The organism is Nonomuraea sp. NPDC026600 (assembly GCF_040638335.1).
GTDB lineage: Bacteria > Actinomycetota > Actinomycetes > Streptosporangiales > Streptosporangiaceae > Nonomuraea.
Genome location: NZ_JBEZYD010000029.1, coordinates 22,559 through 45,255, shown reverse-complemented (window position 1 = coordinate 45,255; position 22,697 = coordinate 22,559). Strand labels below are relative to the sequence as shown.

At 70.6% G+C, this 22,697-nt stretch carries 23 protein-coding genes and 1 riboswitch; of the genes, 18 read left to right on the top strand and 5 right to left on the bottom strand.

The features are described from left to right. The first annotated feature begins 7 nt into the window (after positions 1 to 7). The 5 genes from AB0F17_RS45520 (at position 8) to AB0F17_RS45500 (ending at position 6,086) form a co-directional block, all read left to right on the top strand. Positions 8 to 187 carry a hypothetical protein gene (locus AB0F17_RS45520; RefSeq protein ID WP_358036553.1) on the top strand — a complete coding sequence of 60 codons (180 nt, stop codon included), beginning with the start codon at positions 8 to 10 and terminating at the stop codon, positions 185 to 187. Beyond that, the gene (locus AB0F17_RS45515) at positions 184 to 1,605 is read left to right on the top strand and encodes an alpha-L-fucosidase (protein ID WP_358036551.1); all 1,422 of its coding nucleotides are present in this window, start codon (positions 184 to 186) and stop codon (positions 1,603 to 1,605) included. The genes AB0F17_RS45520 and AB0F17_RS45515 overlap by 4 nt, the downstream gene beginning before the upstream one ends. Further along, positions 1,602 to 2,639, top strand: coding sequence for a hypothetical protein (locus AB0F17_RS45510; protein ID WP_358036549.1), 1,038 nt, complete (start codon positions 1,602 to 1,604; stop codon positions 2,637 to 2,639). The genes AB0F17_RS45515 and AB0F17_RS45510 overlap by 4 nt, the downstream gene beginning before the upstream one ends. Further along, positions 2,636 to 4,942, top strand: a complete 2,307-nt coding sequence (locus tag AB0F17_RS45505) for a discoidin domain-containing protein (protein WP_358036547.1) — start codon at positions 2,636 to 2,638, stop codon at positions 4,940 to 4,942. Before AB0F17_RS45510 ends, AB0F17_RS45505 begins: the two co-directional genes overlap by 4 nt. Positions 4,943 to 5,075: 133 nt before the next feature. Beyond that, the gene (locus AB0F17_RS45500; protein WP_358036545.1) at positions 5,076 to 6,086 is read left to right on the top strand and encodes an ABC transporter substrate-binding protein; all 1,011 of its coding nucleotides are present in this window, start codon (positions 5,076 to 5,078) and stop codon (positions 6,084 to 6,086) included. Here AB0F17_RS45500 and AB0F17_RS45495 read toward each other — a convergent pair. The 3 genes from AB0F17_RS45495 to AB0F17_RS45485 all read right to left on the bottom strand — a co-directional run bounded on the left by AB0F17_RS45495 (position 6,083) and on the right by AB0F17_RS45485 (position 9,627). Next, positions 6,083 to 6,883 carry a transporter substrate-binding domain-containing protein gene (locus AB0F17_RS45495; RefSeq protein WP_358036543.1) on the bottom strand — a complete coding sequence of 267 codons (801 nt, stop codon included), beginning with the start codon at positions 6,881 to 6,883 and terminating at the stop codon, positions 6,083 to 6,085. The genes AB0F17_RS45500 and AB0F17_RS45495 overlap by 4 nt on opposite strands. Next, positions 6,880 to 8,208 carry a hypothetical protein gene (locus AB0F17_RS45490; RefSeq protein WP_358036541.1) on the bottom strand — a complete coding sequence of 443 codons (1,329 nt, stop codon included), beginning with the start codon at positions 8,206 to 8,208 and terminating at the stop codon, positions 6,880 to 6,882. The genes AB0F17_RS45495 and AB0F17_RS45490 overlap by 4 nt, the downstream gene beginning before the upstream one ends. 123 nt (positions 8,209 to 8,331) lie before the next feature. Beyond that, positions 8,332 to 9,627 carry a glutamate-1-semialdehyde 2,1-aminomutase gene (locus tag AB0F17_RS45485; RefSeq protein WP_358036539.1) on the bottom strand — a complete coding sequence of 432 codons (1,296 nt, stop codon included), beginning with the start codon at positions 9,625 to 9,627 and terminating at the stop codon, positions 8,332 to 8,334. 115 nt (positions 9,628 to 9,742) lie between these two features. On the opposite strand from AB0F17_RS45485, the gene AB0F17_RS45480 reads away from it, so the two are divergent. Genes AB0F17_RS45480 through AB0F17_RS45460 form a run of 5 tightly spaced genes read left to right on the top strand, consistent with a single transcriptional unit; the run spans position 9,743 to position 14,977 of the window. Then, on the top strand, positions 9,743 to 10,591 hold the full coding sequence (locus AB0F17_RS45480; protein ID WP_358036537.1) for a fumarylacetoacetate hydrolase family protein: 849 nt from the start codon (positions 9,743 to 9,745) through the stop codon (positions 10,589 to 10,591). Positions 10,592 to 10,600: 9 nt separating this feature from the next. After that, positions 10,601 to 11,680 carry an AraC family transcriptional regulator gene (locus AB0F17_RS45475; protein ID WP_358036535.1) on the top strand — a complete coding sequence of 360 codons (1,080 nt, stop codon included), beginning with the start codon at positions 10,601 to 10,603 and terminating at the stop codon, positions 11,678 to 11,680. Positions 11,681 to 11,697: 17 nt separating this feature from the next. After that, a complete protein-coding gene (locus tag AB0F17_RS45470; RefSeq protein WP_358036533.1) occupies positions 11,698 to 12,681 on the top strand; it encodes a BadF/BadG/BcrA/BcrD ATPase family protein in 984 nt (327 codons plus the stop codon). Beyond that, positions 12,678 to 14,072, top strand: a complete 1,395-nt coding sequence (locus AB0F17_RS45465) for a hypothetical protein (RefSeq protein WP_358036531.1) — start codon at positions 12,678 to 12,680, stop codon at positions 14,070 to 14,072. The genes AB0F17_RS45470 and AB0F17_RS45465 overlap by 4 nt, the downstream gene beginning before the upstream one ends. Then, positions 14,069 to 14,977, top strand: a complete 909-nt coding sequence (locus AB0F17_RS45460; protein ID WP_358036529.1) for an SIS domain-containing protein — start codon at positions 14,069 to 14,071, stop codon at positions 14,975 to 14,977. The genes AB0F17_RS45465 and AB0F17_RS45460 overlap by 4 nt, the downstream gene beginning before the upstream one ends. Before the next feature lie 108 nt (positions 14,978 to 15,085). Here the strand turns inward: AB0F17_RS45460 and AB0F17_RS45455 are convergent, their stop codons facing one another. Further along, on the bottom strand, positions 15,086 to 15,238 hold the full coding sequence (locus AB0F17_RS45455) for a hypothetical protein (RefSeq protein WP_358036527.1): 153 nt from the start codon (positions 15,236 to 15,238) through the stop codon (positions 15,086 to 15,088). A gap of 105 nt (positions 15,239 to 15,343) precedes the next feature. On the opposite strand from AB0F17_RS45455, the gene AB0F17_RS45450 reads away from it, so the two are divergent. The 8 genes from AB0F17_RS45450 (at position 15,344) to AB0F17_RS45415 (ending at position 22,291) form a co-directional block, all read left to right on the top strand. Further along, positions 15,344 to 16,159: an MFS transporter gene (locus AB0F17_RS45450; protein ID WP_358036525.1), complete on the top strand. Its 816-nt coding sequence runs from the start codon at positions 15,344 to 15,346 to the stop codon at positions 16,157 to 16,159. Then, a complete protein-coding gene (locus AB0F17_RS45445; protein ID WP_358036523.1) occupies positions 16,156 to 16,584 on the top strand; it encodes a Fur family transcriptional regulator in 429 nt (142 codons plus the stop codon). The genes AB0F17_RS45450 and AB0F17_RS45445 overlap by 4 nt, the downstream gene beginning before the upstream one ends. Positions 16,585 to 16,643: 59 nt before the next feature. After that, a complete protein-coding gene (locus AB0F17_RS45440; RefSeq protein ID WP_358036519.1) occupies positions 16,644 to 17,246 on the top strand; it encodes a superoxide dismutase in 603 nt (200 codons plus the stop codon). A 4-nt stretch (positions 17,247 to 17,250) separates the two neighbouring features. Beyond that, a complete protein-coding gene (locus tag AB0F17_RS45435; protein WP_358036517.1) occupies positions 17,251 to 17,802 on the top strand; it encodes a GNAT family N-acetyltransferase in 552 nt (183 codons plus the stop codon). 120 nt (positions 17,803 to 17,922) lie between these two features. Continuing rightward, positions 17,923 to 18,636: a calcium-binding protein gene (locus AB0F17_RS45430; protein ID WP_358036515.1), complete on the top strand. Its 714-nt coding sequence runs from the start codon at positions 17,923 to 17,925 to the stop codon at positions 18,634 to 18,636. A 307-nt stretch (positions 18,637 to 18,943) separates the two neighbouring features. Beyond that, positions 18,944 to 20,107 carry an ATP-binding cassette domain-containing protein gene (locus tag AB0F17_RS45425; protein ID WP_358036513.1) on the top strand — a complete coding sequence of 388 codons (1,164 nt, stop codon included), beginning with the start codon at positions 18,944 to 18,946 and terminating at the stop codon, positions 20,105 to 20,107. A gap of 176 nt (positions 20,108 to 20,283) precedes the next feature. Continuing rightward, complete coding sequence (locus AB0F17_RS45420) at positions 20,284 to 21,195, top strand: cobalamin-binding protein (protein ID WP_358036511.1); 912 nt, start codon at positions 20,284 to 20,286, stop codon at positions 21,193 to 21,195. Positions 21,196 to 21,209: 14 nt separating this feature from the next. Further along, positions 21,210 to 21,406: riboswitch (cobalamin riboswitch) on the top strand. A 39-nt stretch (positions 21,407 to 21,445) separates the two neighbouring features. After that, positions 21,446 to 22,291, top strand: a complete 846-nt coding sequence (locus AB0F17_RS45415; RefSeq protein ID WP_358036509.1) for a (2Fe-2S)-binding protein — start codon at positions 21,446 to 21,448, stop codon at positions 22,289 to 22,291. Positions 22,292 to 22,324: 33 nt separating this feature from the next. Here the strand turns inward: AB0F17_RS45415 and AB0F17_RS45410 are convergent, their stop codons facing one another. Then, a complete protein-coding gene (locus tag AB0F17_RS45410) occupies positions 22,325 to 22,603 on the bottom strand; it encodes a hypothetical protein (RefSeq protein WP_358036507.1) in 279 nt (92 codons plus the stop codon). Between the last annotated feature and the right edge of the window lie 94 nt (positions 22,604 to 22,697).

Below are 22,697 nucleotides of genomic sequence, written 5' to 3'. Positions count from 1 at the left end.
AAGGCTCATGAAGGAATCGACCCGCGGCGTCCTGCTCGTCACCGCGCGGACGCTAACCGCGGCCGGCTGCGTCGCCGTCGTCGTCACCGCGCGCACCACGGTCGGGTGGGGCAGCCTCGCGATCATGCTCGCCGGGCTCGCCGGGCTGCTGGCCGTTCTCGCCTCGTACAACCGGCGCTTCCGATGAGCGGGGAGGTGCTCGATGGGCGGGCGCTGGCCGCGGTCCGGCCGAGCGGGCGCCAGCTCGCCTGGCAGGCGATGGAGTTCTACGGGTTCATCCACTTCGGCATGAACACGATGACGGACCGGGAGTGGGGCGAGGGGCACGACGACCCGGCCGCCTTCGACCCGGCCGGACTCGACGCCGATCAGTGGATCACGGCGCTCAAGGCCGCCGGGATGACCGGTGTGATCCTCACGTGCAAGCACCACGACGGCTTCTGCCTGTGGCCGAGCGACGTCACCACGTACACGGTCGCCTCCTCGCCCTGGCGCGACGGCCGGGGCGACGTGGTCGCGGAGGTGGCCGACGCGGCGCGGCGGCACGGCCTGCGGTTCGGGATCTACCTGTCGCCGTGGGACCGCACGGAGGCGTCCTACGGCGCCGGGACCGCGTACGACGATTTCTACATCGCCCAGCTCACCGAGCTGCTCACCCGGTACGGGCCGGTGTTCGCGGTGTGGCTGGACGGCGCGAACGGCGAGGGCCCGAACGGCAGGCGCCAGGTCTACGACTGGGAGCGGTACTACGCGATGGCCCGCGAGCTGCAGCCGGACGCGGTCATCAGTGTGTGCGGACCCGATGTCCGCTGGTGCGGCAACGAGGCCGGGGACACCCGGCCCGACGAGTGGAGCGTGGTGCCGCGCGCCCTGCGGGACGCCGAGCGGATCGCGGACCGCTCGCAGCGGGCGGACGACGGCGTCTTCGCCCGGCTGGTCCGCAGCGACGACCGCGACCTCGGCAGCCGCGCCGCGCTGGCGGGGCACGAGGACGACCTGATCTGGTACCCGGCCGAGGTGAACACCTCGATCCGTCCCGGCTGGTTCCACCACCCGGCCGAGGACGGCGCGGTCCGCTCCGCGGACGAGCTGTTCGGCATCTACCTGCGGGCCGTCGGCGGCAACTCCTGTTTCCTGCTCAACGTCCCGCCGGCCCGTGACGGGCGGCTGCGGGACACCGACGTCGCGGTGCTGGCTCGGCTCGGGCGGCGCATCGAGGACTTCCGGGCGCGGCGCGTCGAGGCCACCGCGACGGTGTCGTCCGGGGCCCCGGGCGACGTCGCGACCGCGTGGCCCGGCAGGGGGCGCGCGGCGTGGCGGCCGGACGACGCTCTGCCCAGCGTGCGACTCACGTTCGCGGGTCCCCGCCTGATCGAGGCGGTCGCCGTGGGCGAGGACATCGCGCAGGGGCAGCGCATCGAGCACGTCGTCGTCCGGGGTCGCCGGGACGGCCGGTGGTTGACGCTCGCGCGGGCGAGCGCGGTGGGCTACCAGCGCATCCTGACGTTCCCGCCGGTCGAGGTCGACGCCGTGCTGGTCGAGGTGCCCGAGGCCCGGGACACGCCCGTCGTCACCTGCGTGGCCGTGATCGGAGCGACCTCATGAAGCGCATCCTGCTCTTGACCGCCCTCGCCGCCCTGCTGGTCACCGGCGTGGTTCTCGCCCTTCGCACCGATGAGGTGGCCTCCGTCGACGGTCACGCCGTGACCCGTGACGAGCTGCTGTTCCACATGCGACGGCTCGCACCCCAGGTGGAGAACGAGTTACGCAACCAGTACCACCTCCAGGACACGACCGACTGGACCGCGAGGACCGGCGACAGGACCGCGCTCCAGCGGCTCGCGGCCCGTGCGCTCGACGAGATCCGGCGGGACAAGACCACGCTCGTCCTCGCGCGGGAGGAGGGACTGATCGGCTCCCCCGACCACGCGGACTTCCTCACCGAGCTGGCCGGCGAGAACGAGCGGCGGGCCAACGCCGTGGCCAAGGGGGAGGTCGTCTACGGCCTGGCGGAGTTCTCCCCCGAGGAGTACTACTCGCACCGGCTCACCCAGCTCACCACGGCGCTGACGCAGCGGCTCAACGGAAAGGGCACGCTCCAGGTCACCGACGCCGACGTCCGGCGGGCGTTCGACGCCGACCGGGACGCCTGGAGCGCCAACGCGACCACGTACACGTACGCGAAGCTCGCGGTGCCGGTGCCCGACGGCGCTTCCGGGGAAGACGCTTATGGAAAATTCGCGGCCGGACTCCAGCGGCGGGTGGCCGCGGCGGACCGGCTGGCGAAGGTCGCCGACCGGGAGCCCGGCGCCCGGCTCACGACCGCCACCCACCACGGCGGCGGCTCGGCCGCCCAGGACCAGGACCTCATGGCGGTGCTCGGCAAGCTCGCACCGGGCCAGATCTCCGCCCCGGTCCCGGGCACCGGCCAGATCACCTACTACGAACTCAACGGCAGGACCGTCGACGAGAACGCGGCGTTCGCCGAGTACTCCCGACGGATCCGGCAGTCGCTCATCGAGGAGAAGTTCCACCAGTTCCTCCAGCGCCGGGTGGACGACAGCGACATCGAGGTCGACACGGCGGCGGTGGACGCCATCAGCGCAGACGCCATCAACGCAGAGGATGGACACCAGTGAAACCTGTCAGTACACGGGCGCTGCGTTTGGGCCTCGCCGCCCTGCTCGCCGCGCTCCTCGCGGGATCGCTCGCGCCCGCCGCGTCCGCCGCCGCGGCCCCGGGCCGCTCCCCCGCCGCCGTCAAGGCCGACCTGCCGGGCAACACGCCGAACCCGACGGGCGGCAAGGACTACTTCTTCGACGCCACGAACGGTCGCGACAGCGCGGCCGGCACCTCGCCGCAGACCGCCTGGCGCACCCTGGCCAAGGCGACCGCGACGACGTTCCGGCCGGGCGACCGCATCCTGCTCAAGGCCGGCCAGCAGTGGAACAACGAGCAGTTGTGGCCGAAGGGGTCGGGCAGCGCGGGCAAGCCGATCACCATCTCGGCCTATGGCGACTCGGGCGCCCGCCGGCCGTACATCGCGACGAACGGCAAGGTGCCGAGCCCCTTCCGGGCCGACGGCACGAAGAACCCCGACACGGTCGGCCGGACCGGGGCCATCGTGCTGCGCAACCAGCAGTACTTCGAGATCAACAACATCGAGCTGTCCAACGACGACAACTTCGCCAGCGACATCACGACCGGGTCCTACGTCCGCGACGGCATCATGGTCTCCATCAACGCCGACCTCCTGGCGGCCGGCGCGGACAGCATCATGGACCACTTCCGCGTCTCGAACGTGTACGTCCACGATCTCGACGGCCCGAGCAGCTGGCAGAAGATCCACTACGGCGGCGTCAACTTCCAGGTCTTCGGCAGCCGCGGTTACAAGTCGTACGGCACCGGCGGCTACTACTTCAAGGACGTCCGGATCGAGAACAACACCTTCACGAAGGTCGAGCTGCACGCCGTGCAGTTCGCGTTCAACTGGTTCGCCGCCGACGGAGCGGACGCCGGCCAGTACGACGAGAACGGGAAGTTCCACGAGGGCTGGGAGCAGCTCTGGGTACGCACCCGTGACCTGTACAGCCGTGACGTCTACATCGGCCACAACTACGCCGAGAGCATCGGCCAGGGCGCCATCCAGCTCGCCGACACCAAGAACATGACGGTCGAGTACAACGAGGTCAACGGCTACCTCAAGCGATACAACGCGGTGTCCGTCGCGCTCTATCTGTGGGCGGGCGCCGACTCGGTCATGCAGTACAACGAGGTCTACGGCGGCCCGGACAACGAGTTCGACGGCACTCCGTGGGATCTGGAATACACGAACTTCAACGTCACCTACCAGTTCAACTACTCGCACGACAACGCGGCGGGCTGGATGTCGTACATGGGCAACAGCTCCAACTCGGTCGCCCGCTACAACCTGAGCGTCAACGACAACGGCGTACTCGTGAAGAACATGCTGTCGACGAACTACTCGCCGACCTATTTCGCCAACAACACCTTCGTGTACGACGGCGCGGACCTCGGCTACGTCCACGACGAGACGTTCCTGAGCAGGGTCTACTTCCTGAACAACATCTTCTACAACTCCTCCACCACGAAGTCGACGCCGTGGTTCCGCCGGACCGGCGCCCTGCGGCAGGCGGTCTTCTCGAACAACGACTACTACGAGGCGAGCGGCTCCCACTCCGGCCAGGAACCGGCCGACCCGGCCGGGTCGCGGGCCGACCCGAGGTTCGTCGGCGATCCGGCGAAGTACGTCACCGGCGCGGGCGTGAACCAGATCCGGACGGCCGCGGCGCACTTCAAGCTGCGCGACGACTCACCGCTCATCGACGCCGGCCGGTACAACCCCCACCTGGGCACCGAGGACTTCCTCGGCACGCACATCTACTACGGCGACGCACCGGACGCCGGCATGGCGGAGAGCCCGATCGGCACGAAGGTCACCAATCCGGTGGACGACGACCCCATCGAGAACGGGCCGGATGACCGCGTCGACCTCGCCCTCGGCAAACCGGTCACCGCGAGCTCGACCCACCCTGGCGCGGGCGGCACGCTCGGCGCGGAGAAGCTGACCGACGGCGACCCGGCGACCCGCTGGGCGGCGGCCGACGACGCGACCTATCCGATCACGCTCGACATCGACTTCGGCGCGGACACCGCCTTCGACGAGGTGTACCTCGACGAGTACACCGACTCCGGCACCAACCCCCGGGTCCAGTCGTTCGCGCTGCAGCGATGGGACGCCGGGACCGGCGCCTGGGTCACCTTCGCCAGCCGCGCGGGCGGCATCGGACACGACCTGAGCGTGACCGGTTTCGGCAGCGTGACCACTTCCCGGCTCCGGGTGGCGCTCACCGGGCACGTGCCGACCGAGGTGTACACCCCGACGATGACCGAGATCGCCGTCTACCGCACCGGCCAGTAGGCCACGGGTGGGTGGACGCGACGGCGTCCACCCACCCTCACGGTCAAGCGGAGATCGGTTGCGTGACTCTCCTGACGGAGTGTCGAATGGGAGCGCACACGGGCGAGACGTCGGGCGACCCCTTGGAGAGGCAATGAGGCCCTTAGCCATCGCATTGGTAGCGGTCCTGATGGCGGCGGGCTGTTCGACGTCGAGAAGGGACAAGATCACGGTCGCGTGCGGCGCGAGCGAGCAGTGGTGCGCGATGATGGTCAAGAGGTTCTCCGATGCCACCGGCGTGGAGGCCGACTTCGTCCGGCTGTCGAGTGGAGAGGCGCTGGAGCGGATCAAGGCGGCCAGGTCGCGGCAGGAGTTCGATGTCTGGCATGGCGGGGAGGCCGCCTCCTACGTAGCGGCCAAGAGTCAGGGACTGCTGGAGCCGTACAAATCCGAAAAATCCGGTGAAATCCGGCAGGGGTGGGCTGATCGGGAGAACGCCTGGAGCGGCGTCTACGTCAGTGTGCTGGCCTTCTGCAACAACACCAAGGAGCTGGCCAAGCGCGGCATGCAGCCGATCCGCTCCTGGCGGGAGCTGCTGGATGAGCGGTTGCGCGGCAGCGTCGCCATCGCCCATCCGGCCACCTCCGGAACCGCCTACGCCGGCCTGTGGACGCAGATGGAGCTCAGCGGCCGCGATCAGAACGCGGCACTCGGCTACATGCGCAGGCTCCACCCGAACGTGCTGAGATACAACACCGCTGGCAGCGCGGCCGCCGTGCAGGCGGCCAAGGGGGAGGCGGCGGTCGGCGTCGTGTTCTCCCATGACTGCGTCGCCGCCCAGGAGCAGGGCTATCCGAACCTGCAGGTGACCTTCCCGCAGGAGGGCACCGGTTACGAGCTTGGTGGCCTGGCGGTGCTGGCCGGGGCGCACAACCCCGGCAGCGCACGCAAGTACGTCGACTGGGCGCTGAGTGGGGCGTCCCAGCGGTTGGGGCCGCTGGTGAAGTTCTACGCCCTGCCCACCAACACCAAGGTCCCGGCGCACTCCAAGGCGGTCGACCTGGCGACGGTCAAGCTGGTCTCCTACGACGTGGAGATCGCCGGGCGTGCCAAGCAGGCGCTCGTCGACAGGTTCAGCGCGGAGATCGCCGGGCCGCCCGCCTAGGAGCAGCCCTCGAACTGCGGAACCGCGACCACCGACAGGTCGATGCCGGACTTGCCGAACCACTTGTCCAGCAGCATGTTCGCCGTGCCGTCCTGGTACATCTCGGTGATGGCCCGGTTGAGCTCCTCACAGCCCTCGACGTCGCCCTTGCGCACGCCGATCGACGTGCGTTGCTCGTTGAAGGTCGCGCCGACCAGGTGCAGGTCGACGCCCGGCTTGGTGAGCAGCCCGGCCAGGATCTGGCTGTTGGTGGAGATGGCGTCGATCCTGCCGTCCTTGATCATCTCCAGGCAGACGTTGTAGTCGGGTGCCGGGACGACGATCGCCTTGACCCGGCGCTCGTCGACGATCCGCTGGGCGATGTTGGTGCCGCGCACCCAGCAGATCTTGCGGCCCTCCAGGTCGCGGACGTCGCGGATGACGCCCTTGTCGGCCGGCCGTACCGCGATGTCCTGGAAGTCGACGTGGTACGGCCCGGCGAAGTCGATCACCTTCTTCCGCTCCGGGGTGACCGACATGTGGGCGAAGACCAGGTCGGCACGCCCGTCCGTGAGCACGGTGAGCTGGTCGCCGGCCTTGATCTCCAGCCAGCGGATCCGCTTGCCCAGCCGGGAGATGAGATCCTCGGCCACGTCGATGTTGAAGCCGTCGTAGGAGCCGTCCGCCCCCTTGAAACTGATCAGCGGGACGTCGGAGCGGATGGCGACGATCAGCTCGTCGTGGTCCACGAGGGATGCCGGCCGTGCGGCGCCGCAGGCGCTGACCAGCAGGATCAGGCAGATCAGCAGTTTCCTCACCGGTACTCCCTGAGCCGTGGCCAGACGCCGGCCAGAATGAGCAGGGCGCCGGCGGCCAGCCCGGCGGGGATCGACCGCCACAGCGTCTCCAGGGCTCCGTCGCCGCTGTCGATGGCGCGCTCGAAGTCGGACTCGTGCCGCCGGACCAGTTCCTCCAGCACCTTGTCGTAGCTCGCGTAGGTCTGGGTGAGCTCGCCGTCCCAGAACTTGATCGCCGCCTCGGCCGGCATGGTCCGCATCCGCGCGTCGGCCTGCTGGAACCTCTGGTAGACGGCGAAGAGTCGTTGCCGGTCCTGGCCCGTCAGGCTGCCGAGCAGGCCTTGGAAGTTCGGATGCAGCTTGCTCTGGTAGTCGGGCAGGCTGGTCGACTCGACGGCCGCGATCGTCTGGGACTTGTCCAGGAAGGTATGTTCGTAGGTGTCCTTGCGGAAGCGGTCGAGCAGGTAGCGGCTCTGGTCTCCATACATGCTCTTGCTGATCGCCCGTGCCCTGGTCAGGGTGAGCACCGCGTCGAACCCACCGCGCTTGGCCTCCTCCAGCGCCTGGCCCTGCCGGTTGAGCAGGGCCGTACCGCTCACCAGACCGGCCACGGCGAGCACGGTGGCGACCATCAGGGCCGGCGCGAAGACCCGCCGGAACCTCCTGGTCAGATAGGTCTGCAGGCCCAGCAGGCAGGCCAGCGCGAGCAGCCCGGTGACGATGACGGCGAAGCGGGCCAGCGAGGTGGCCGAGCGCTCGGCGGCGTGCGCGCGCCTGACGATCGTCCCGGTTTCCAGGGTCAGGTTGTAGGCCTGAGGGAGCAGTTCGCGGTGCATGAGGTCGGTGGCCTGCTGATAGGCCTTGACCACGTTGTCGGGCGGCTGTCCCGCGGTGTGCTTGGACTGCGTGTCCAGCAGCCGGGCCTGGGTCGCCAGCCGTTCGTAGCGGCCGAGCCCCTCGATCAGCGACTCGACCGTGCGCTGCTCGGCGGGGTTGTCCAGGGCCAGCCGGTAGGCCCTGAGCAGGCTCTCGGAGATCTCCAGCCGCCGCTGGTCATAGCTGGTCAGGTCGGCCTGCTGCTGCGGGCCGTACTCCCTGCCCAGCAGCAGGGCTTCGGCCACCAGCGCGTCCATCTCCGACAGTTGCCGATACAGGCCCGCGGTGGCGAGCACCTGCGGTCCGGCGTCATGCCCGGTGGTGCGCAGGCTGGAGCCCGTACTCGCCGCGCCGGCCAGGATCGCGGCCAGCAGCAGTGCCAGCGTCAGCAGGGACAGCCCGGCCAGCGTGCGCACCCGCCCGGAGACCGACTCCTTGCGCCGGACCGCAGGCGTCGCCGTCACCGTCATAACCGGCTCCGGCGGGAGCGGCCAGGATCGTGGGTGTGCACCGCGCCTCCCGAGATCGACTCGTGCTCGAAATCGAGCATGGCCGCGGGCGCGGCAGATCCGCAAGAGGGGGGCTGCCGTGCGTCAGAGCGAGCTCAGCGCCGCCGAGAACGCCTCGACGGTGGCGGCGACGTCCGCCTCGGTGTGCGCGGTCGACAGGAACCACAGGCCGCGCGGCACCATGTTGATCCCCTGGTCGAGCAGCGCGGCGTGCAGGCGGCCCATCATGGCCCGGTCCGTCGCCGCGAAGTCGCGGTAGTTCCGCACGGCGGACGCCTCGGTGAAGTAGATCTGGAAGACCGGCCCCGGCCCGTCCACCAGCATCGGGACCCCCGCCTTGGCCGCCGCCTCCGCCAGGCCGCGCATCAGCTCCCGGCCTCGGGCGTACAGCGTGCCGTACACCTCGTCCCGCTGCTCGTCGAGGATGCGCAGGGTCGCCTCGGCGGCGGCGATGCCGATGGGCTGGGAGTTGAACGTACCGGCGTGCGCGACCTTGCCGGAGGTGATGGCGTCCATCACGAAGGCGCGTCCGGCGAGCGCCGACACCTGCATCCCGCCCGCCATCGCCTTGCCGAACACCGAGAGGTCCGGGGAGACGCCGAGGTACTCCTGGGCGCCACCGGGAGCGAGCCGGAAACCGGTGATGATCTCGTCGAAGATGAGCAGGCTGCCGTGGCTGTCGCAGAGCTCGCGGACACCCTGGAGGTAGCCGGGGTCGGGCTCGATGGCGCCGGTGTTGCAGAGCACCGGCTCGGTGACCACGGCGGCGATCTGCCCCGCGTGCTCGTCCATCAGCCGGGACAGGGCGCCGAGGTCGTTCCACGGGCAGACCACCAGGTCGGCGGCCTCGGGCTGGCCCGCCGTGCCGGGGACGGCGGCGGGGCGGTCGGCGGGCCCGGCGGCCTCCAGGGGCGGGTGCACGCTGTAGAGGACCGGGTCCAGCCAGCCGTGGTAGTGCCCCTCGAACTTGAGGATCTTGGGCCGGCCGGTGAAGCCGCGGGCCAGCCGCCAGGCGGCGTGCACGGCCTCCGAGCCCACCGTGTTGAACCGGACGCGCTCGGCCGAGGGCACCATGGCGCAGAGCCGTTCGGCCACGCGGGCCTCCGCCGCGTGCTGGGCGGAGTAGACGATGCCGCGGGCCACCTGCGCGGTGACCGCCTCCACCACCGGGGGCGGGCAGTGGCCGAGCAGCGCGGGTCCCTGGCCGAGCACGTAGTCGAGGTAGGTGTTGCCGTCGACGTCCCAGAGCCGCGCGCCCGCCGCCCGGTCCACGTAGAGCGGAACGCCCGCCATGCGGCGGGCGTCGCTGGAGACGCCGCCGGCGATGTAACGCTGGGCGGTGGTGTACAGGTCGCGGCTGACGTCCAGTGTCCGGGTCATGTCGGCCATCAAACGGTGAAGTGTCGCCTGGCCACAAGAAAGAGGACAAGAAGCGGGTTGTCAGCGCAAATTTCGGTGCTTGTGGTGGTCGCGGGCCCTTGATGGGGTTGCGGTCATGTTCCTTGGACGTATTCGGCGTACCCCCGCAGGCCCCGTCGAGCTGGTGGCCCTGCACCCGGACGGCGGCCTGCTCAGCCTGGCCGACCTCGGCGACGACCCGGTGGCCGCCCTGCGCGTACACGGGCTCGACCGGCTGACCGAGCTGGTGGACGAGCGGTCGGCGGGGCCCCTGCTGGACCAGAGCGCGGTGCTCTTCGAACCGCCGGTGGCCACCTGTACGAAGATCTGCTGTCTGGCCCTGAACTACCGGGCGCACGCGGAGGAGAGCGGCATGGAGGTGCCGCCCGAGCCGGTGCTGTTCTTCAAGCCGCCGTCCGCGCTCACCGGCCACAACCGGCCGGTGGTGGCGCCGGCCCGTACCCGCCACCTGGAGCACGAGGTGGAGCTGGCGGTCGTCATCGGCCAGGTCACCAGGGACCTGCCCGCCGAGCGGTGGCACGAGGCCGTGGCCGGCTACACCGTGATCAACGACATGACGGCCCGCGACCTGCAGCTCGCCAACATCGCCAGGAACGTCCCATGGGACCAGTCGAAGGGGTTCGACACCTTCGCCCCGGTCGGCCCGTTTCTGGCGACGGTGGACGAGGTGCCGGATCCGCAGGCGCTGGAGCTGGTCCTGGAGGTCGACGGCGAGGTCAGGCAGCGGGCGAACACCAAGCAGATGGTCTTCGCCCTCCCCCAGCTGATCGAGGACCTGTCCAACGGGATGACGCTGATGCCCGGAGACCTGATCGCGACCGGAACCGTGGCCGGAATCGCGCCGCTCAAGGACGGCGACACCATGCGGGCGACGGTGGCCGGAGTCGGCACACTGGTAAATACGGTCAAATTTCGGTCCGCCTAAAGTAGGGGGATGGACTACGCTGTGGCCGCACTGGTGGACATCGACGACTACATGGCGTCCGAGCAGGCTCGGGGAAGGTCGTGGGCGCGCCGCCAGCTCCAGCAGGCCGACCAGGTGGTGCGGACGGCCACCCGCGGCCGCCCCGGGGCCACCTGCCGCCCGCAGCCGCCCGAGGAGTGGCTCGTCCTGCTGACCGGAGCCGACCCCGACGCCCTGATGAGCGACGCGGCGGCGCTGGCGGAGGAGGTGCGCGCGCACATGGTCCGCGAGACGGCCTGGACCGCCACCGTCAGCCTGGGCTCGCCGAGCCTGGACGGCCGCGGGGCGGCCGAGCGAGACGCCAGGCTGGCCAACGACTACAAGCTCGTGCTCGGCGGCGACCGGGTGATCGCCCCGCCGCCGCCCGCGCGGGTGGCGCTCGCGCCTCCCGTCCGCATCGAGCAGGAACTCTCCAGGCGAGTACGGGCCGGCGACCGCAACGGTGCGGCCGGGCTGCTCGCCGGATGGGTGGACCGGTGCGCCCGCGAGTCGGACGTGGACCCCCGGACGCTGCGCAACTGGCTCATCGGACAGCTGCTGTTCGTGGTGGACGTGGCCAACCGGTCCAGGCTGACCGACGGCTCGACCGACTGGGTGGAGGCGTGCGCCCGGCTGCCGATCGAGGACATCGTCTCGGTCGGCGACATCCACGAGCGCTCCTACCTGCACATCTGGCTGCGCGAGACGCTCGGCCGGCTGATGCCGCCGCCACCGCGTCGCGACGTGCTCACGCTGGCCGAGGCGTACCTGGCCGAGCACTACACCGATCCCGGGCTGCGCCTGACGACGGTGGCGGAGGCGGTGAACGCGAGCCCGTTCTACATCTCGCACCTGTTCGCCGAGGAGCGCCGCACCACTTTTCTGCGCCACCTCACCGGCCTGCGGTTGCGGCACGCGCGCCGGCTGCTGACCACCTCGCCGCTGCCCGTCGACGTGATCGCCGCCCGTACCGGCTACCTGAGCGCGAAGGCGCTGCGCGGCGCGTTCAGGCGGCACGTCGGGTGTTCCCCGACCGAATACCGAAGGGCCGGGCTCCGGCCCGGCTCGTGATTCGTCATGGAGGGCGCATGGATCTGGCGATCGACGGCGGCCAGACGGGCCTGCGCCTCGCCCTCGCGACCGGCGGCCGTATCCAGGAGGTGTACGAGAGGCCCGGCCTGTCCTATGCCGAGGGCTCACCGGTGGAGGCGGTGCTGTCCCGGATCGGCGACGGCTGGGGCGACCTCGACACCGTCTGCCTCGGCCTGACCACCATCCTCGACGACCCGGAAGGGCTGGCCACCCGGCTGCTCAGGACGGCCCGGCGGGTGATGGTCACCACGGACGTCGTCACCTCGCACGCGGGCGCGTTCTCGGGCGGGCCGGGCGTCGTGCTGGCGGCGGGCACGGGCGCGATCGCCCTGGGCGTGAGCACTGACGGCGGTCCCGGTTCCCGACCGGCCGTCGTCCGGCAGGTGGACGGGTGGGGGTTCCTGTACGGCGACGCGGGCGGCGGCTACTGGATCGGGCGGCGCGGCCTGGAGGCGGCCGCCCGAGGATTCGACGGCCGCGCCCCGGGCGGCCCGCTCACCCGGCGAGCTCGCGACGTCTTCGGCGACCTGGCCGGGTTGCCCGCCAGGCTCTACCTGTCACCGGACGGCGTGGCGCAGGTGGCGGGCTTCGCCGTGCACGTACTCGAACTGGCGCGTGACGACCTGGCTTGCGACGGCACGACCTGCGGCGCCCTGGCTCGCGACCACCCGACCCGCAGCGACACGGCCCGCGATGACACGGCCCGCGCCATCGTCGGCGAGGCGGCCCGCGAGCTGGCGGCCACGGCGGCGGCGGCCGCCCGCGCCTTCCCCGGCGATGCGGAGGTGCCCGTGGCGTGGACCGGCCGGCTGTTACGCGACCCGGCGCTGCGGGCCGGGTTCGAGGCGGAACTGGCCGACCTCCTCCCCCGGGCCCGCCTCCGGCCACCGGCCGGCGACAGCCTCGCGGGCGCCGCCCTGCTGGCCGCCACCGAAGAACCGGGACTCCACGGAACGATGATCAGGACGGTGCGGCGATGAGAGTGGGCCATGGCAGGGCGAACCTCCCCGTTCCCGACAACACCCCGATGGGCGGCTACCTCGACCGCCCCGGCCCGTCGGCGGGCCTGCTGGACCCGCTGTCGGTGGACGCGATCACCTGGTTCGACGGCGAACGCCGCTTCGCGCTGGCGACCGCCGACATCATCTGCGTGAACGAAGACCTGGCCCACCGGGTCAGATCGGACGCCCGCTCGCTCGGCTGCGAGCTGTGGCTGGCGGCCAGCCACACCCACTCGGGACCGGAGACCGGCTGCGTACCTGGCGGAGGGCCGACGCCCGCCCCATGGCTCGACCGGCTGACCGAAGCGGTGGGCACAGCCGTACAGCGGGCGATCGAGGACGAGCACCGGTGCGACGGGGAGGCACACCACGGCGAGCTGCACGGCGTAGGCGCGGACCGCAGCCGACCGTCCGCCCCGGCAGTGGTCCCCCTCACCGTGATCGCCGTCCGCCACACTGCGGATGAGGACGAGCGGCTCGTCGGCTGTGACGAGGCGAGCGAGAACGAGCAGCTCGCCGGTGTGCTGGTGGTGCTGCCCGTTCACCCCACGGTGCTGCCCGCCGCCAGCCGTCTGGTCAGCGCCGACCTGGTCGGTGCCGTACGGCGGGCGCTGCACGCGAGGCTCGGTCCGGACGTGTGGGCACTGGTCGCCACCGGCGCGGCGGGCGACATCAGCACCCGCCACACCCGCCGCGGCCAGGACGCGGCCGAGCTGAACCGCCTCGCCGCGATAGTCGCCGACCGCTGCCTGGAGCTACTGCGGGAACCCCCAGCCCGCGCCTGGTCGGCGGGCTCCGGGATCGCGTGGGCAGCGCAACGGCTGGAGCTCGCCCCGGCAAGGCTCGACGAAGGGCCCGGCTCCGTGCCAGTGGATCGGGCCGTGGAGTCGGTCGGGGACCAGGCCGGGGACCGAGTCAGAGATCCGATCGGGGATCGGGCCGTGGATCCGATCGAGGGGTCAGCCGGGGATCGGGCCGTGGATCTGGCCGCGTTGGCCGCTGATCTACGCGCGGCCGAGGCGAGCGGCGATCCGGTCGCTGCCCGGCTTGCCCGCAGCAGGCTGGAGGGGGTCCGGGCGCGTCCGGACCGCAGCGGGCGGGAAGGCCCAATCGGTGTGCACGTGCACGCCGCCCGCCTCGGGGAGTTGTCCGTGGTGGGGCTGCCCGGCGAGCCGTTCCTCGCCGTGGCGGAGAGCATCACCCCAGGGGGGCCGGTCATGGTGCTGGGATACGTCAACGGGTACCCCGGCTACCTGCCGACCGCCGAGGCGTACGGGCGAACCGAGTACGAAGTGCTGGTGAGCCAGGTGGCTCCGGGCAGCGCCGAGGCACTGGCTGGGGCCGCGCGACAACTGCTGGAGGACCTGTGATCGGCCAGAGCGGGTACGCGGACGTCGCCAGGGCGGCCGTCGAGCGGGTGCTCGACGCGGAGCGGGAGGCGATCGGGCGGGCCGGGCGCCTGGTCTACGACGGGTTGCGGGCCAGTGGGGTGGTGCAGACGTTCGGCACGGGACACTCCAGGGCGGTCGCGCTGGAGCTGGTCGGACGGGCCGGTGGGCTGGTGCCCGCGAACCAGCTGGGCATCCGCGACCTCGCCTACTACGGCGACGCCTCGCCGCAGGACATCCTCGACCCGAAGATCGAACGGGAACCGGGGCTGGCCCTGCGCATCTGGGAGCTGGCCGAAATCGGACCCAACGACGTCTTCGTGATCATCTCTAACTCCGGCGGCAACGCGGCAATCGTCGAGATGGCCCGTTTGGCGGGCGACCGCGGGCACCCGGTGATCGCGATCACCTCGAGGGCGCACACGGCCGAGGCCGCCACGCGCGAGCGGGCCGATGCCGGTGGCGGTGGCGGTGGCGGTGGCGGTGGCGGTGGCGACACCGACGCCAGTGCCGCCACCCGGGCCGGCGCAGGTGCCGACGCAGGTGCCCGTTCCAACACCGGTGCCGGTGCCGGTGCCAACACCAGTGCCGGGAGCTACCCCGGTGGGCGGGAGCGACTGGCCGGGCTGGCCGACGTGGTCATCGACAACGGCGCACCGTACGCGGACGCGACCCTTCCGTTGCCCGGTGGCGGCGCCGTCTGCCCCGTGTCGAACTTGACCGGTGTCCTGATCGCCCAGCTCCTGGTCGCCGACGTGGTGGGCCGGTTCCTGGCCGCCGGGCAGGCGCCGCCCGTCTACAGGTCCGCCAACACCCCTGGAGGCGACGCGCACAACGACGCCCTGCTGGCCGCGTACGGCGGCCGAGTGCGCCTGGGAGACGCCTGACCCGCTGCCTGAGCCCGCACGAACCGGCCTCGGACACCAACCGGTCGCCTTTGAGGTCCTGGTCACGCGTAGATGTGACCAGGGCTTTCTGTTTCGCTGGGTGGTAGATCAGCCGCAGTCCTGGGTCGCAACTACCGGCTGCCCGAGCTGTCGGCCACGCTCGCCCGCCACAACCTGCCCGCATGCGGCGCTGCGCTCGCCGACCGCCGCGCCCATGCCGCGCTCCTGGCAGACCTCGTCGGCGAAACGCCCAGCCTGCACCGTATCGTCCCGGCCGACGGCGACGGACCCAACGGCTACAGCGCCGTCTGGCAGATCATGTTGCCCGAACCCCGGGCATTCGCCGCCCACTTGCACCAAGCTGGGGTGCCGAACAGCGTCGGCACCTTCGGGCTACGCGCCGCCTCGGCTCACCCGGCCTACCTTGAGATAGAGCGGGTGGGCCAGGACCTGGCCGGCCCGGCGGTGGGCGGGGTGCTGTTCGCCGCCGCGATGACCTTGCCGTTCGGGCTCAACGCGGTGACGCTCGCGCTGGCGGCGGCGCTACTTGTTGGCATCCGTACGGCCAGGCCGATCGCGCCGGTCAGGCGGGCGGTGGCGCGCGAGGCGGCGGACGGTATGCGGTGGCTGCTGCGTCCGCACCTGGTGCGCACAGTGGTGTTGACCGGCTGCGCGCTGAACTTCGTGACGCTGGCCTGGGAGTCGACGCTGGTGCTGCTGGCTGTCGGGCCGATGCGACTGTCGGATGGCGGGTACGGCGTGATGCTGGCGGCTGGCGCGGTCGGCGGGGTGGTCGGCGCGATGGTCACGCCCGCGCTGGTTCGCCGGTTCGACCGCCGGTGGCTCCAGGTCGCGGCGCTGGCTGTCTGCGCGGTTGTCGATCTCGCACTGGCCGCCTGTCCGAACCCGGTGACGGGTGCGCTGGCCTGGGGCGGCACGGGGGCCGGGTTCGCGGTGTGGAATGTGCTGTCGGTGACGTTGCGCCAGCGCGAGGTTCCGGCCGAGTTGCTCGGCCGGGTCAACTCCGCCAGTCGCACGCTGTCGATGACGGCCGCCCCGCTGGGCGCTCTGGCCGGCGGGGCGCTCGCAGCCGTGGCCGGGCTGCGCGCCCCTTTATGGATCGCCGGGATCGTTCTGGCCGCCGCAACCGTCGTCTTCGCCGTACGCGTTCGGCCGGCATGAGCGGCGACATCGATGAGGCCCTGGTCGGCCTCGGCCTGCGCCGGACCGTCCCCCGGCTGACGATCCTGAACCTTCTGGGGGAGGCTGCGACGCCTCTCAGCGTGCTGGACCTGCATCGGCTGGTGACCTCCGCATACCCGATGGTCAACCTCTCCACCGTCTACCGGAACGTGACGGTGATGACCGGGTACGGAGTACTGCACAGCATCGAACATGGCGGCCAGACCTTGTACGGCCTCGCCACGACCCCGCACCATCACCTCATCTGCGAGCACTGCGGCCTGCTCATCGAGGTGCCCGCCGACCGGCTGGACCCAGCGGTGGCCCAGGTCATGGCGGACAGCGGCTTCAAGATGGAGCCCACCGGGCAACTGCTACGGGGCCGCTGTCGGCGTTGTCGGCATGCCGTCCACGATGCCAGCTAGTTGCGTAGCTATTGTTATTGCGAGATATATGCAGTTAGGACCATCGAGGAGAGACACCTATGGGTGACTACACCCTTCCGGACATGCCCTATGACTACGCGGCCCTGGAGCCCGCGATCACCGGAGAGATCCTGGAGCTGCACCACGCCAAGCACCACGCCGCTTACGTCAAGGGCGCCAACGACACGCTGGAGAGGCTGGCGGACGCGCGGGACAAGGGCGAGTTCGGCGGCTTGGTCGGGCTGGAGAAGACGTTCGCGTTCCACCTGTCCGGCCACGTGCTGCACACGATCTTCTGGCAGAACCTGTCCCCGGACGGTGGCGACCGCCCCGACGGCGAGTTGGGCGATGCGATCACTGAGCATTTCGGCTCCTTCGACGCCTTCGCCAAGCAGCTCACCACCGCCACCGCCACCGTTCAGGGCTCCGGCTGGGGCGTGCTGGCCTGGGAGCCACTCGGCCGCCGCCTGGTCGTCGAGCAGGTTTACGACCACCACGGCAACATCGGCATGAACACCACCCCGCTGCTGGTCTTCGACGCCTGGGAGCACGCCTACTACCTGCAGTATCGCAACGTCCGCCCGGACTACGTCGAAAAGCTGTGGGGCCTGATCAACTGGAACGACGTCATCGCCCGCTACGACGCCGCCCGCGGCGCCTAACCCCATGATCACGGCGCCCGCCGGCCTCAGCTTGGTCCGCGAAAGCCGGATGGGCGCCGTTCCTTTCACCATCCGCCCCATCGCGGCGACCGAAGTGGACCGCTTCCTGTCCGCTGTGGCCGACGCGGCAGGCGAGGTCTTCACCCGTCCGCCCTGGGGTGAGCCCCGCGAGACGGCCCGTGCGGTCGCCGACCGGCTGGCCGCCGACGCGCTCACTCCTGGGTTCACCCTGGCGGCGGCCTTCCTCAGCGATCAGTTGCACGGGTTCGCCTATGGCCTGCGCTGCTCCCGGCTCGCGCTGACGGCCTCTCGCCTGCCGCGTGGCGACTTCACCCTCAAGGAACTGGCGGTCCTGCCTCCGGCGCGCGGCTGCGGGCTGGGAGTCAGGTTGCACGACGCGGTCCTGACCGCTGCCCCCACCGCGTCGTGGTGGCTTGCCACTCATCCCGGAGCGGTCGCGGCCCTGGGGCTGTACCGGCATCGGGGCTGGCGGGTGGCCGCGCTCCACAAAAGTCAGGACCGGACCAGGCTCATCATGCTCCGCGAGTCCGGGTGACGACCTAGAGTGACTCACCGGCTGGCCGGATCCGGACACGAGACATCCGCGGGTAGCCCGTCGAGCGAAGGATCGGCAGCCGCCTCACACAATCCAAGATCCGCAAGGAAGGAAAGTGTGATGCAACTCCGAAACATCGCCACCGCGGCGGTCCTGCTCGCCATCCCCATGATGGCGGCCCTCCCGGCGCAGGCGGCGACGTCACAAGCCGTGGCCGTGAGCTGCCAGGGCTACACCGCGACCATCGTCGGCACGGCCGGTGCCGACGTCCTCAGCGACACGCCCGGCAACGACGTGATCGCCCTGCAGGGAGGAAACGACCAGCTGACCGACACAGGCGGCGACGACATCGTCTGCCTCGGCGACGGCGACGACCGCTACATTCCGCAAAGCGACATAGACGGCAGCGGATTCGACCAGATCCAGGCCGGACCCGGCAACGACACCGTGTACGGCTCCGACGGCAACGACCTGATCAGGCTCGGCGACGGACAGGACGCCTTCTACGGCTCGACGGGCGCGGTCGGCTTCCCGTTCGACAACAACGACACCGTGTACGGCGGAAGCGGCGGCGACCTCCTCGAAGGCCGGATGGCCAACGACAGCCTGTACGGCGAGGAGGGCACCGACCTCATCGACGGCGGCAACGGCAACGACTACCTGGACGGCGGCCCCGGCAACGGCGACGTCCTACGCGGCGGCGACAACGACGACACGCTCCGCGGCGGGGCGGGCCTCAACGACGACGGCGACGGCGGGCCCAACTTCCCCGGCCAGGACAAGTGCGCGCTCGACCTGGAGACGCGTACCGGATGCGAGCAGATCATCCCGTGATCGCAGTCGAGTAACCCCGTCCTCTACGGCGCAACCCATTGACGACCCTGGCGTCGCCACTTACGGTTCTTATTGCGAATAACTCGCAATTGCGAGATACGTGCAAGCTATCCATGAGGAGGATGGCCATGGCACATGTCGCATTCGAAGAGATCGAGGACCTCACGGTCTGCGTGAGGGCACACACGCCGGCAGTCGACACCGAGTTCGCCTGGAACGAGGACGACGACAAGTGATCGACCGCGGGAGACCGCCCCCGGTCTCCCGCACCGCAATCCCCGACCTCGCACCTCCGGAGGCCTGCCGGATGACCAGCCCGCTCCGCATCGCCCCCGGATACCAGCTCTACCCTGGCGCCAACGGCACCTGGCGCTGCCACGAGCCCGACGGACGCGTGACCCGCATCCTGGCTCCCGACACGCTGATGCGGCGCCTTCCCGAAGCCCTGACCGGCTCCGTTCCGATGGACGAGGACCTGACCGACCTGCTGCAAGCCCTGGAAGAGCGCGGGATACTCACCCGCCAAGACAATGTTCCGCTCCTGGCCGATCGCGAACCGGCGTACTTCCCGGTCGCCGTGGTCCTTGCCGCGACCACCTTCGCCCCAGTCACCGCCGTCACCGACGTCGCCCGCGACCTCAACCTCGTCATCGCCGCCGGCGACCGCATCATGACCATCCTCAACACCCCAGCGCCCGTCACAGACCGCGTGCAGGCGCCACCCCCGGGCCCCATCGAGCCGCGCGTACGCTTCGACGACGTCCGCTTCCGCTACGGCCCCGACCTCCCCGAAGCGATCACCGGCGCCACCTTCGACATCGCCCCAGGCCAGTCCATCGCCCTGGTCGGCCACTCCGGCGCCGGCAAATCCACCTGCGCCAACCTCCTGATGCGCCTGTGGGACGTCACCGCAGGCACGATCACCATCGGCGGCCACGACATCCGCGACTTCCCCCAAGAAGACCTACGCCGGATGATCACCCTCATCCCCCAGGACGTCTACCTGTTCAACATCCCGCTACGCGACAACATCCGCCTCGGCCGCCCCGACGCCACCCACGAGGAGGTCGAGGCCGCCGCCCGCGCCGCCCACGCCCACGAGTTCATCACCGGCCTGCCCGACAGCTACGACACCCTGCCCGGCGAACTCGGCGCCCGCCTGTCCGGCGGCCAGCGCCAGCGCATCGCCATCGCCCGCACCCTGCTCAAGGACGCCCCCATCCTCATCATGGACGAGGCCGTTTCCAACCTCGACGCAGAAAGCGAGCAGGAGGTCGCCGCCGCCATGTCCGCAGCACGGCGCGACCGCACCACCCTGGTCATCGCCCACCGTCTGTCCACCATCCGCACCGCCGACCACATCGTCGTCCTCGACGACGGCCACATCGCCGAAACCGGCACCCACGCCGAACTCCTCGGCCACCCGGGCGCCTACACCCGGCTACTCGCCACCCAACTGGCCGGGCATTGACGATCGCCAGGACTACCACGACGGCGAGGCGGACATCGCTGGCCGACCGCCGTCGGGAGGGCTGGATGCTCGCCCGGCTGACTTCGACTCTGGGGCGGAGCGTTCCCTGGATCCGAGCCAGGCGCGTCGAGCAGGAGTCAGGCGAGGCGAGCGTGGAGCGCGGCTAGGGTCGCGATATGCGCATCGTGTCGTTGTTGCCCGCCGCCACCGACATCGTGGCGGTGCTCGGGCTGGGTGGTGACCTGGTCGGACGGACGCATGAGTGCGACTGGCCGCCCGCGGTGGTGGAGGCGGTGCCGGTGGTCACGGCGGCCGAGTTCGCCGCGGATCGGATGAGCAGCAGGGAGATCTCCGATGCGGTGGGCGGTGCCGCCCACCAGGGTTCGTCGCTGTACACGCTCGACGTCGAACGCCTGGCGGACCTGGCCCCCGATGTGGTGCTGACGCAGGACCTGTGTGAGGTGTGCGCGGTCTCCTACACGGGGGTGTCGCGGGCGGTGCGGCTGCTCGACTCCGGCCCACGGGTGATCAGTCTCGAACCGCGCACGCTTCCTGAGGTGCTGCGCTCCATCGAACACCTCGGCAAGGCGCTTGGAGTGGCGCACGCGGCGTCCCAGCGGGTCGCCGAGCTGGAAGACAAGCTCGCGGCAGTGCGGTCCACGGTCGCGGACCGGCCGAGGCCACGGGTGGCGGCGATCGAGTGGCTGGATCCGCTCTGGCCCGCCGGCCACTGGGTCCCCGAGCAGATCCGGGCAGCGGGCGGTGAGCCGCTGCTGGCCGAAGCGGGCGAACACACCACCGCCATCGACTGGGAGAGGGTGCGGGCCTCCCAACCCGAGGTGATCCTGCTGATGCCCTGCGGCTTTCCTCCCGAGCGAACGCGAGCGGAGTGGCGCCTGCTGACTCGGCACCCGGGCTGGGCCGACCTACCGGCGGTCCGCGCGGGCCAGGTGTGGGTGCTGGACGGTCCGGCGTACTTCAACAGGCCCGGGCCGCGCGTGGTACGAGGGGTGGAGGTCCTTGCCCAGGTGCTCCACGGTGTGCACGCCGGCGCTCCCGTCAAAGCTGGGGAAGCGCATCGGGTCTGATGGATGGCGCGCGCTTTGTCGTTGATGGGTGGTGTGCGAGCATGGTCAGCGTTGGCGAGCGCGGAACGAGGAAGCCGGTGTGATTCCGGCGCGGTCCCGCCACTGTGATCGGTGAGTGATCCCCGGCGAAAGGCCACTGCCCACGGGTGGGAAGGCCGGGGTGAGCGTCGACCCGAGAGCCAGGAGACTCACGCGGTCGCCTCCTCGAAGACATTGGGGCGGATCTCCCCAAGAGAGGACGGTGACCGCCATGCCGCGCCCCCTGCCAGAGGTGGCCGTGTTCGCCGGGTCAGCCGCCGCCAAGATGGTGGAGCCGTCCGGCCTGCAGCCCGCGGACGAGCGCACGCTCGCGGCTGCTGTCGCCGACATCACCGCCATCGGCGGCTACTTCGAGCTCCTCCTTCCGGGCTCGGATGACTCCGACTGGCACCAGCTTCCGGACCTGCTCACCGGCTCTCACGTCCTGGCAGCGAAGATCGACGAGGTGGCGGACCAGCTCGGCACCCGTGAGCGTAGAATCGCCGCCTCCATCCTGTTCCAGGGTCTGGCCGCCCACCTGTGGTCCCCGCCCCTCGGTATGGTCGTCGGGAACAGCCTGCTGCTCGACGTCCTGCCTGAGAATCTCCGCTGGCGCCCCATTCCCAGTGGTCCGCTGCCGCTGCGCGCCGACCGCCTGACGGGCTGGCATGTACGCGCTCCGGACAAGGTCGCCGCGCTGCTCCATCGCAAGGTCGTCAGCGAGCAGCTTGAACCGCTGGCCGCGACGATCACCGGCATCGTCAAACTGGCGCCCGGCCTGTTGTGGGGCAACGCCGTCTCCGCCCTGGCGGGCACCGTCCATACCTTGGCCCAGCAGAGCCCCGGCCTGGCCGCCGCAGCTGTGGGCCTCGGCCGCGACCTCCTGGAGATCGGATTGCTGCGCGGCACTGGTGAGCTGGCCGAGCCGACGCCCGGCCACCCGTTCTTCGTCCGGCGCAGCTGTTGCCTCTACTACCGCCTACCCAGCGGCGGCAAGTGCGGCGACTGCGCCCTCATCCCCGACAAAACCCGCCGCGAACAGTGGGAGCGGGCCGTACGGGGATCCGGAGAGACCTGAACGAACACGATGACCAGCCTAGGTAGTCGCGAACTAGCTCGCGCTGTCCTTGAGGGAGCTGCCGTCGTTGGTGGCCACCTCATGCGCCACCGTGATCAGCCCGTCTTCCAGCTTTAAGTCGCTCCATGAGGCCGGGGCGCGCCGCCACCCCGGGCTGGGCAGGCGTGCCTCGCAGGTTGTCGAGAAGTTGTCCAGGCGCTGGAAGAACTGCCACAACCAGCGACCGCCGCGACCGAGTACGGCGAGCAGGCCAAGCCCAGCGGCGACGATCCCTGCGGCCACGAACACGTCGAGCGTGAGGTTCCCGGTCAAAGAGGTTCTCCCTTGCTACGGGTGTCCAGATCCGGACAGGCGTGAGGGGTCAACCCAGAGGATGCTTGGGCGTCTCACAGGTCCCCATCTCTCC

Bases quoted from the DNA above. Each gene is read 5' to 3' on its own strand.
- AB0F17_RS45465 (WP_358036531.1), top strand. From the start codon at position 12,678: ATGAGAGTGGGCCATGGCAGGGCGAACCTCCCCGTTCCCGACAACACC.
- AB0F17_RS45425 (WP_358036513.1), top strand. From the start codon at position 18,944: ATGACCAGCCCGCTCCGCATCGCCCCCGGATACCAGCTCTACCCTGGC.
- AB0F17_RS45435 (WP_358036517.1), top strand. From the start codon at position 17,251: ATGATCACGGCGCCCGCCGGCCTCAGCTTGGTCCGCGAAAGCCGGATG.
- AB0F17_RS45485 (WP_358036539.1), bottom strand. From the start codon at position 9,627: ATGACCCGGACACTGGACGTCAGCCGCGACCTGTACACCACCGCCCAG.
- AB0F17_RS45475 (WP_358036535.1), top strand. From the start codon at position 10,601: ATGGACTACGCTGTGGCCGCACTGGTGGACATCGACGACTACATGGCG.
- AB0F17_RS45420 (WP_358036511.1), top strand. From the start codon at position 20,284: ATGCGCATCGTGTCGTTGTTGCCCGCCGCCACCGACATCGTGGCGGTG.
- AB0F17_RS45440 (WP_358036519.1), top strand. From the start codon at position 16,644: ATGGGTGACTACACCCTTCCGGACATGCCCTATGACTACGCGGCCCTG.
- AB0F17_RS45515 (WP_358036551.1), top strand. From the start codon at position 184: ATGAGCGGGGAGGTGCTCGATGGGCGGGCGCTGGCCGCGGTCCGGCCG.
- AB0F17_RS45415 (WP_358036509.1), top strand. From the start codon at position 21,446: ATGCCGCGCCCCCTGCCAGAGGTGGCCGTGTTCGCCGGGTCAGCCGCC.
- AB0F17_RS45445 (WP_358036523.1), top strand. From the start codon at position 16,156: ATGAGCGGCGACATCGATGAGGCCCTGGTCGGCCTCGGCCTGCGCCGG.
- AB0F17_RS45430 (WP_358036515.1), top strand. From the start codon at position 17,923: ATGCAACTCCGAAACATCGCCACCGCGGCGGTCCTGCTCGCCATCCCC.
- AB0F17_RS45470 (WP_358036533.1), top strand. From the start codon at position 11,698: ATGGATCTGGCGATCGACGGCGGCCAGACGGGCCTGCGCCTCGCCCTC.
- AB0F17_RS45510 (WP_358036549.1), top strand. From the start codon at position 1,602: ATGAAGCGCATCCTGCTCTTGACCGCCCTCGCCGCCCTGCTGGTCACC.
- AB0F17_RS45490 (WP_358036541.1), bottom strand. From the start codon at position 8,208: ATGACGGTGACGGCGACGCCTGCGGTCCGGCGCAAGGAGTCGGTCTCC.
- AB0F17_RS45500 (WP_358036545.1), top strand. From the start codon at position 5,076: ATGAGGCCCTTAGCCATCGCATTGGTAGCGGTCCTGATGGCGGCGGGC.
- AB0F17_RS45480 (WP_358036537.1), top strand. From the start codon at position 9,743: ATGTTCCTTGGACGTATTCGGCGTACCCCCGCAGGCCCCGTCGAGCTG.
- AB0F17_RS45520 (WP_358036553.1), top strand. From the start codon at position 8: ATGAAGGAATCGACCCGCGGCGTCCTGCTCGTCACCGCGCGGACGCTA.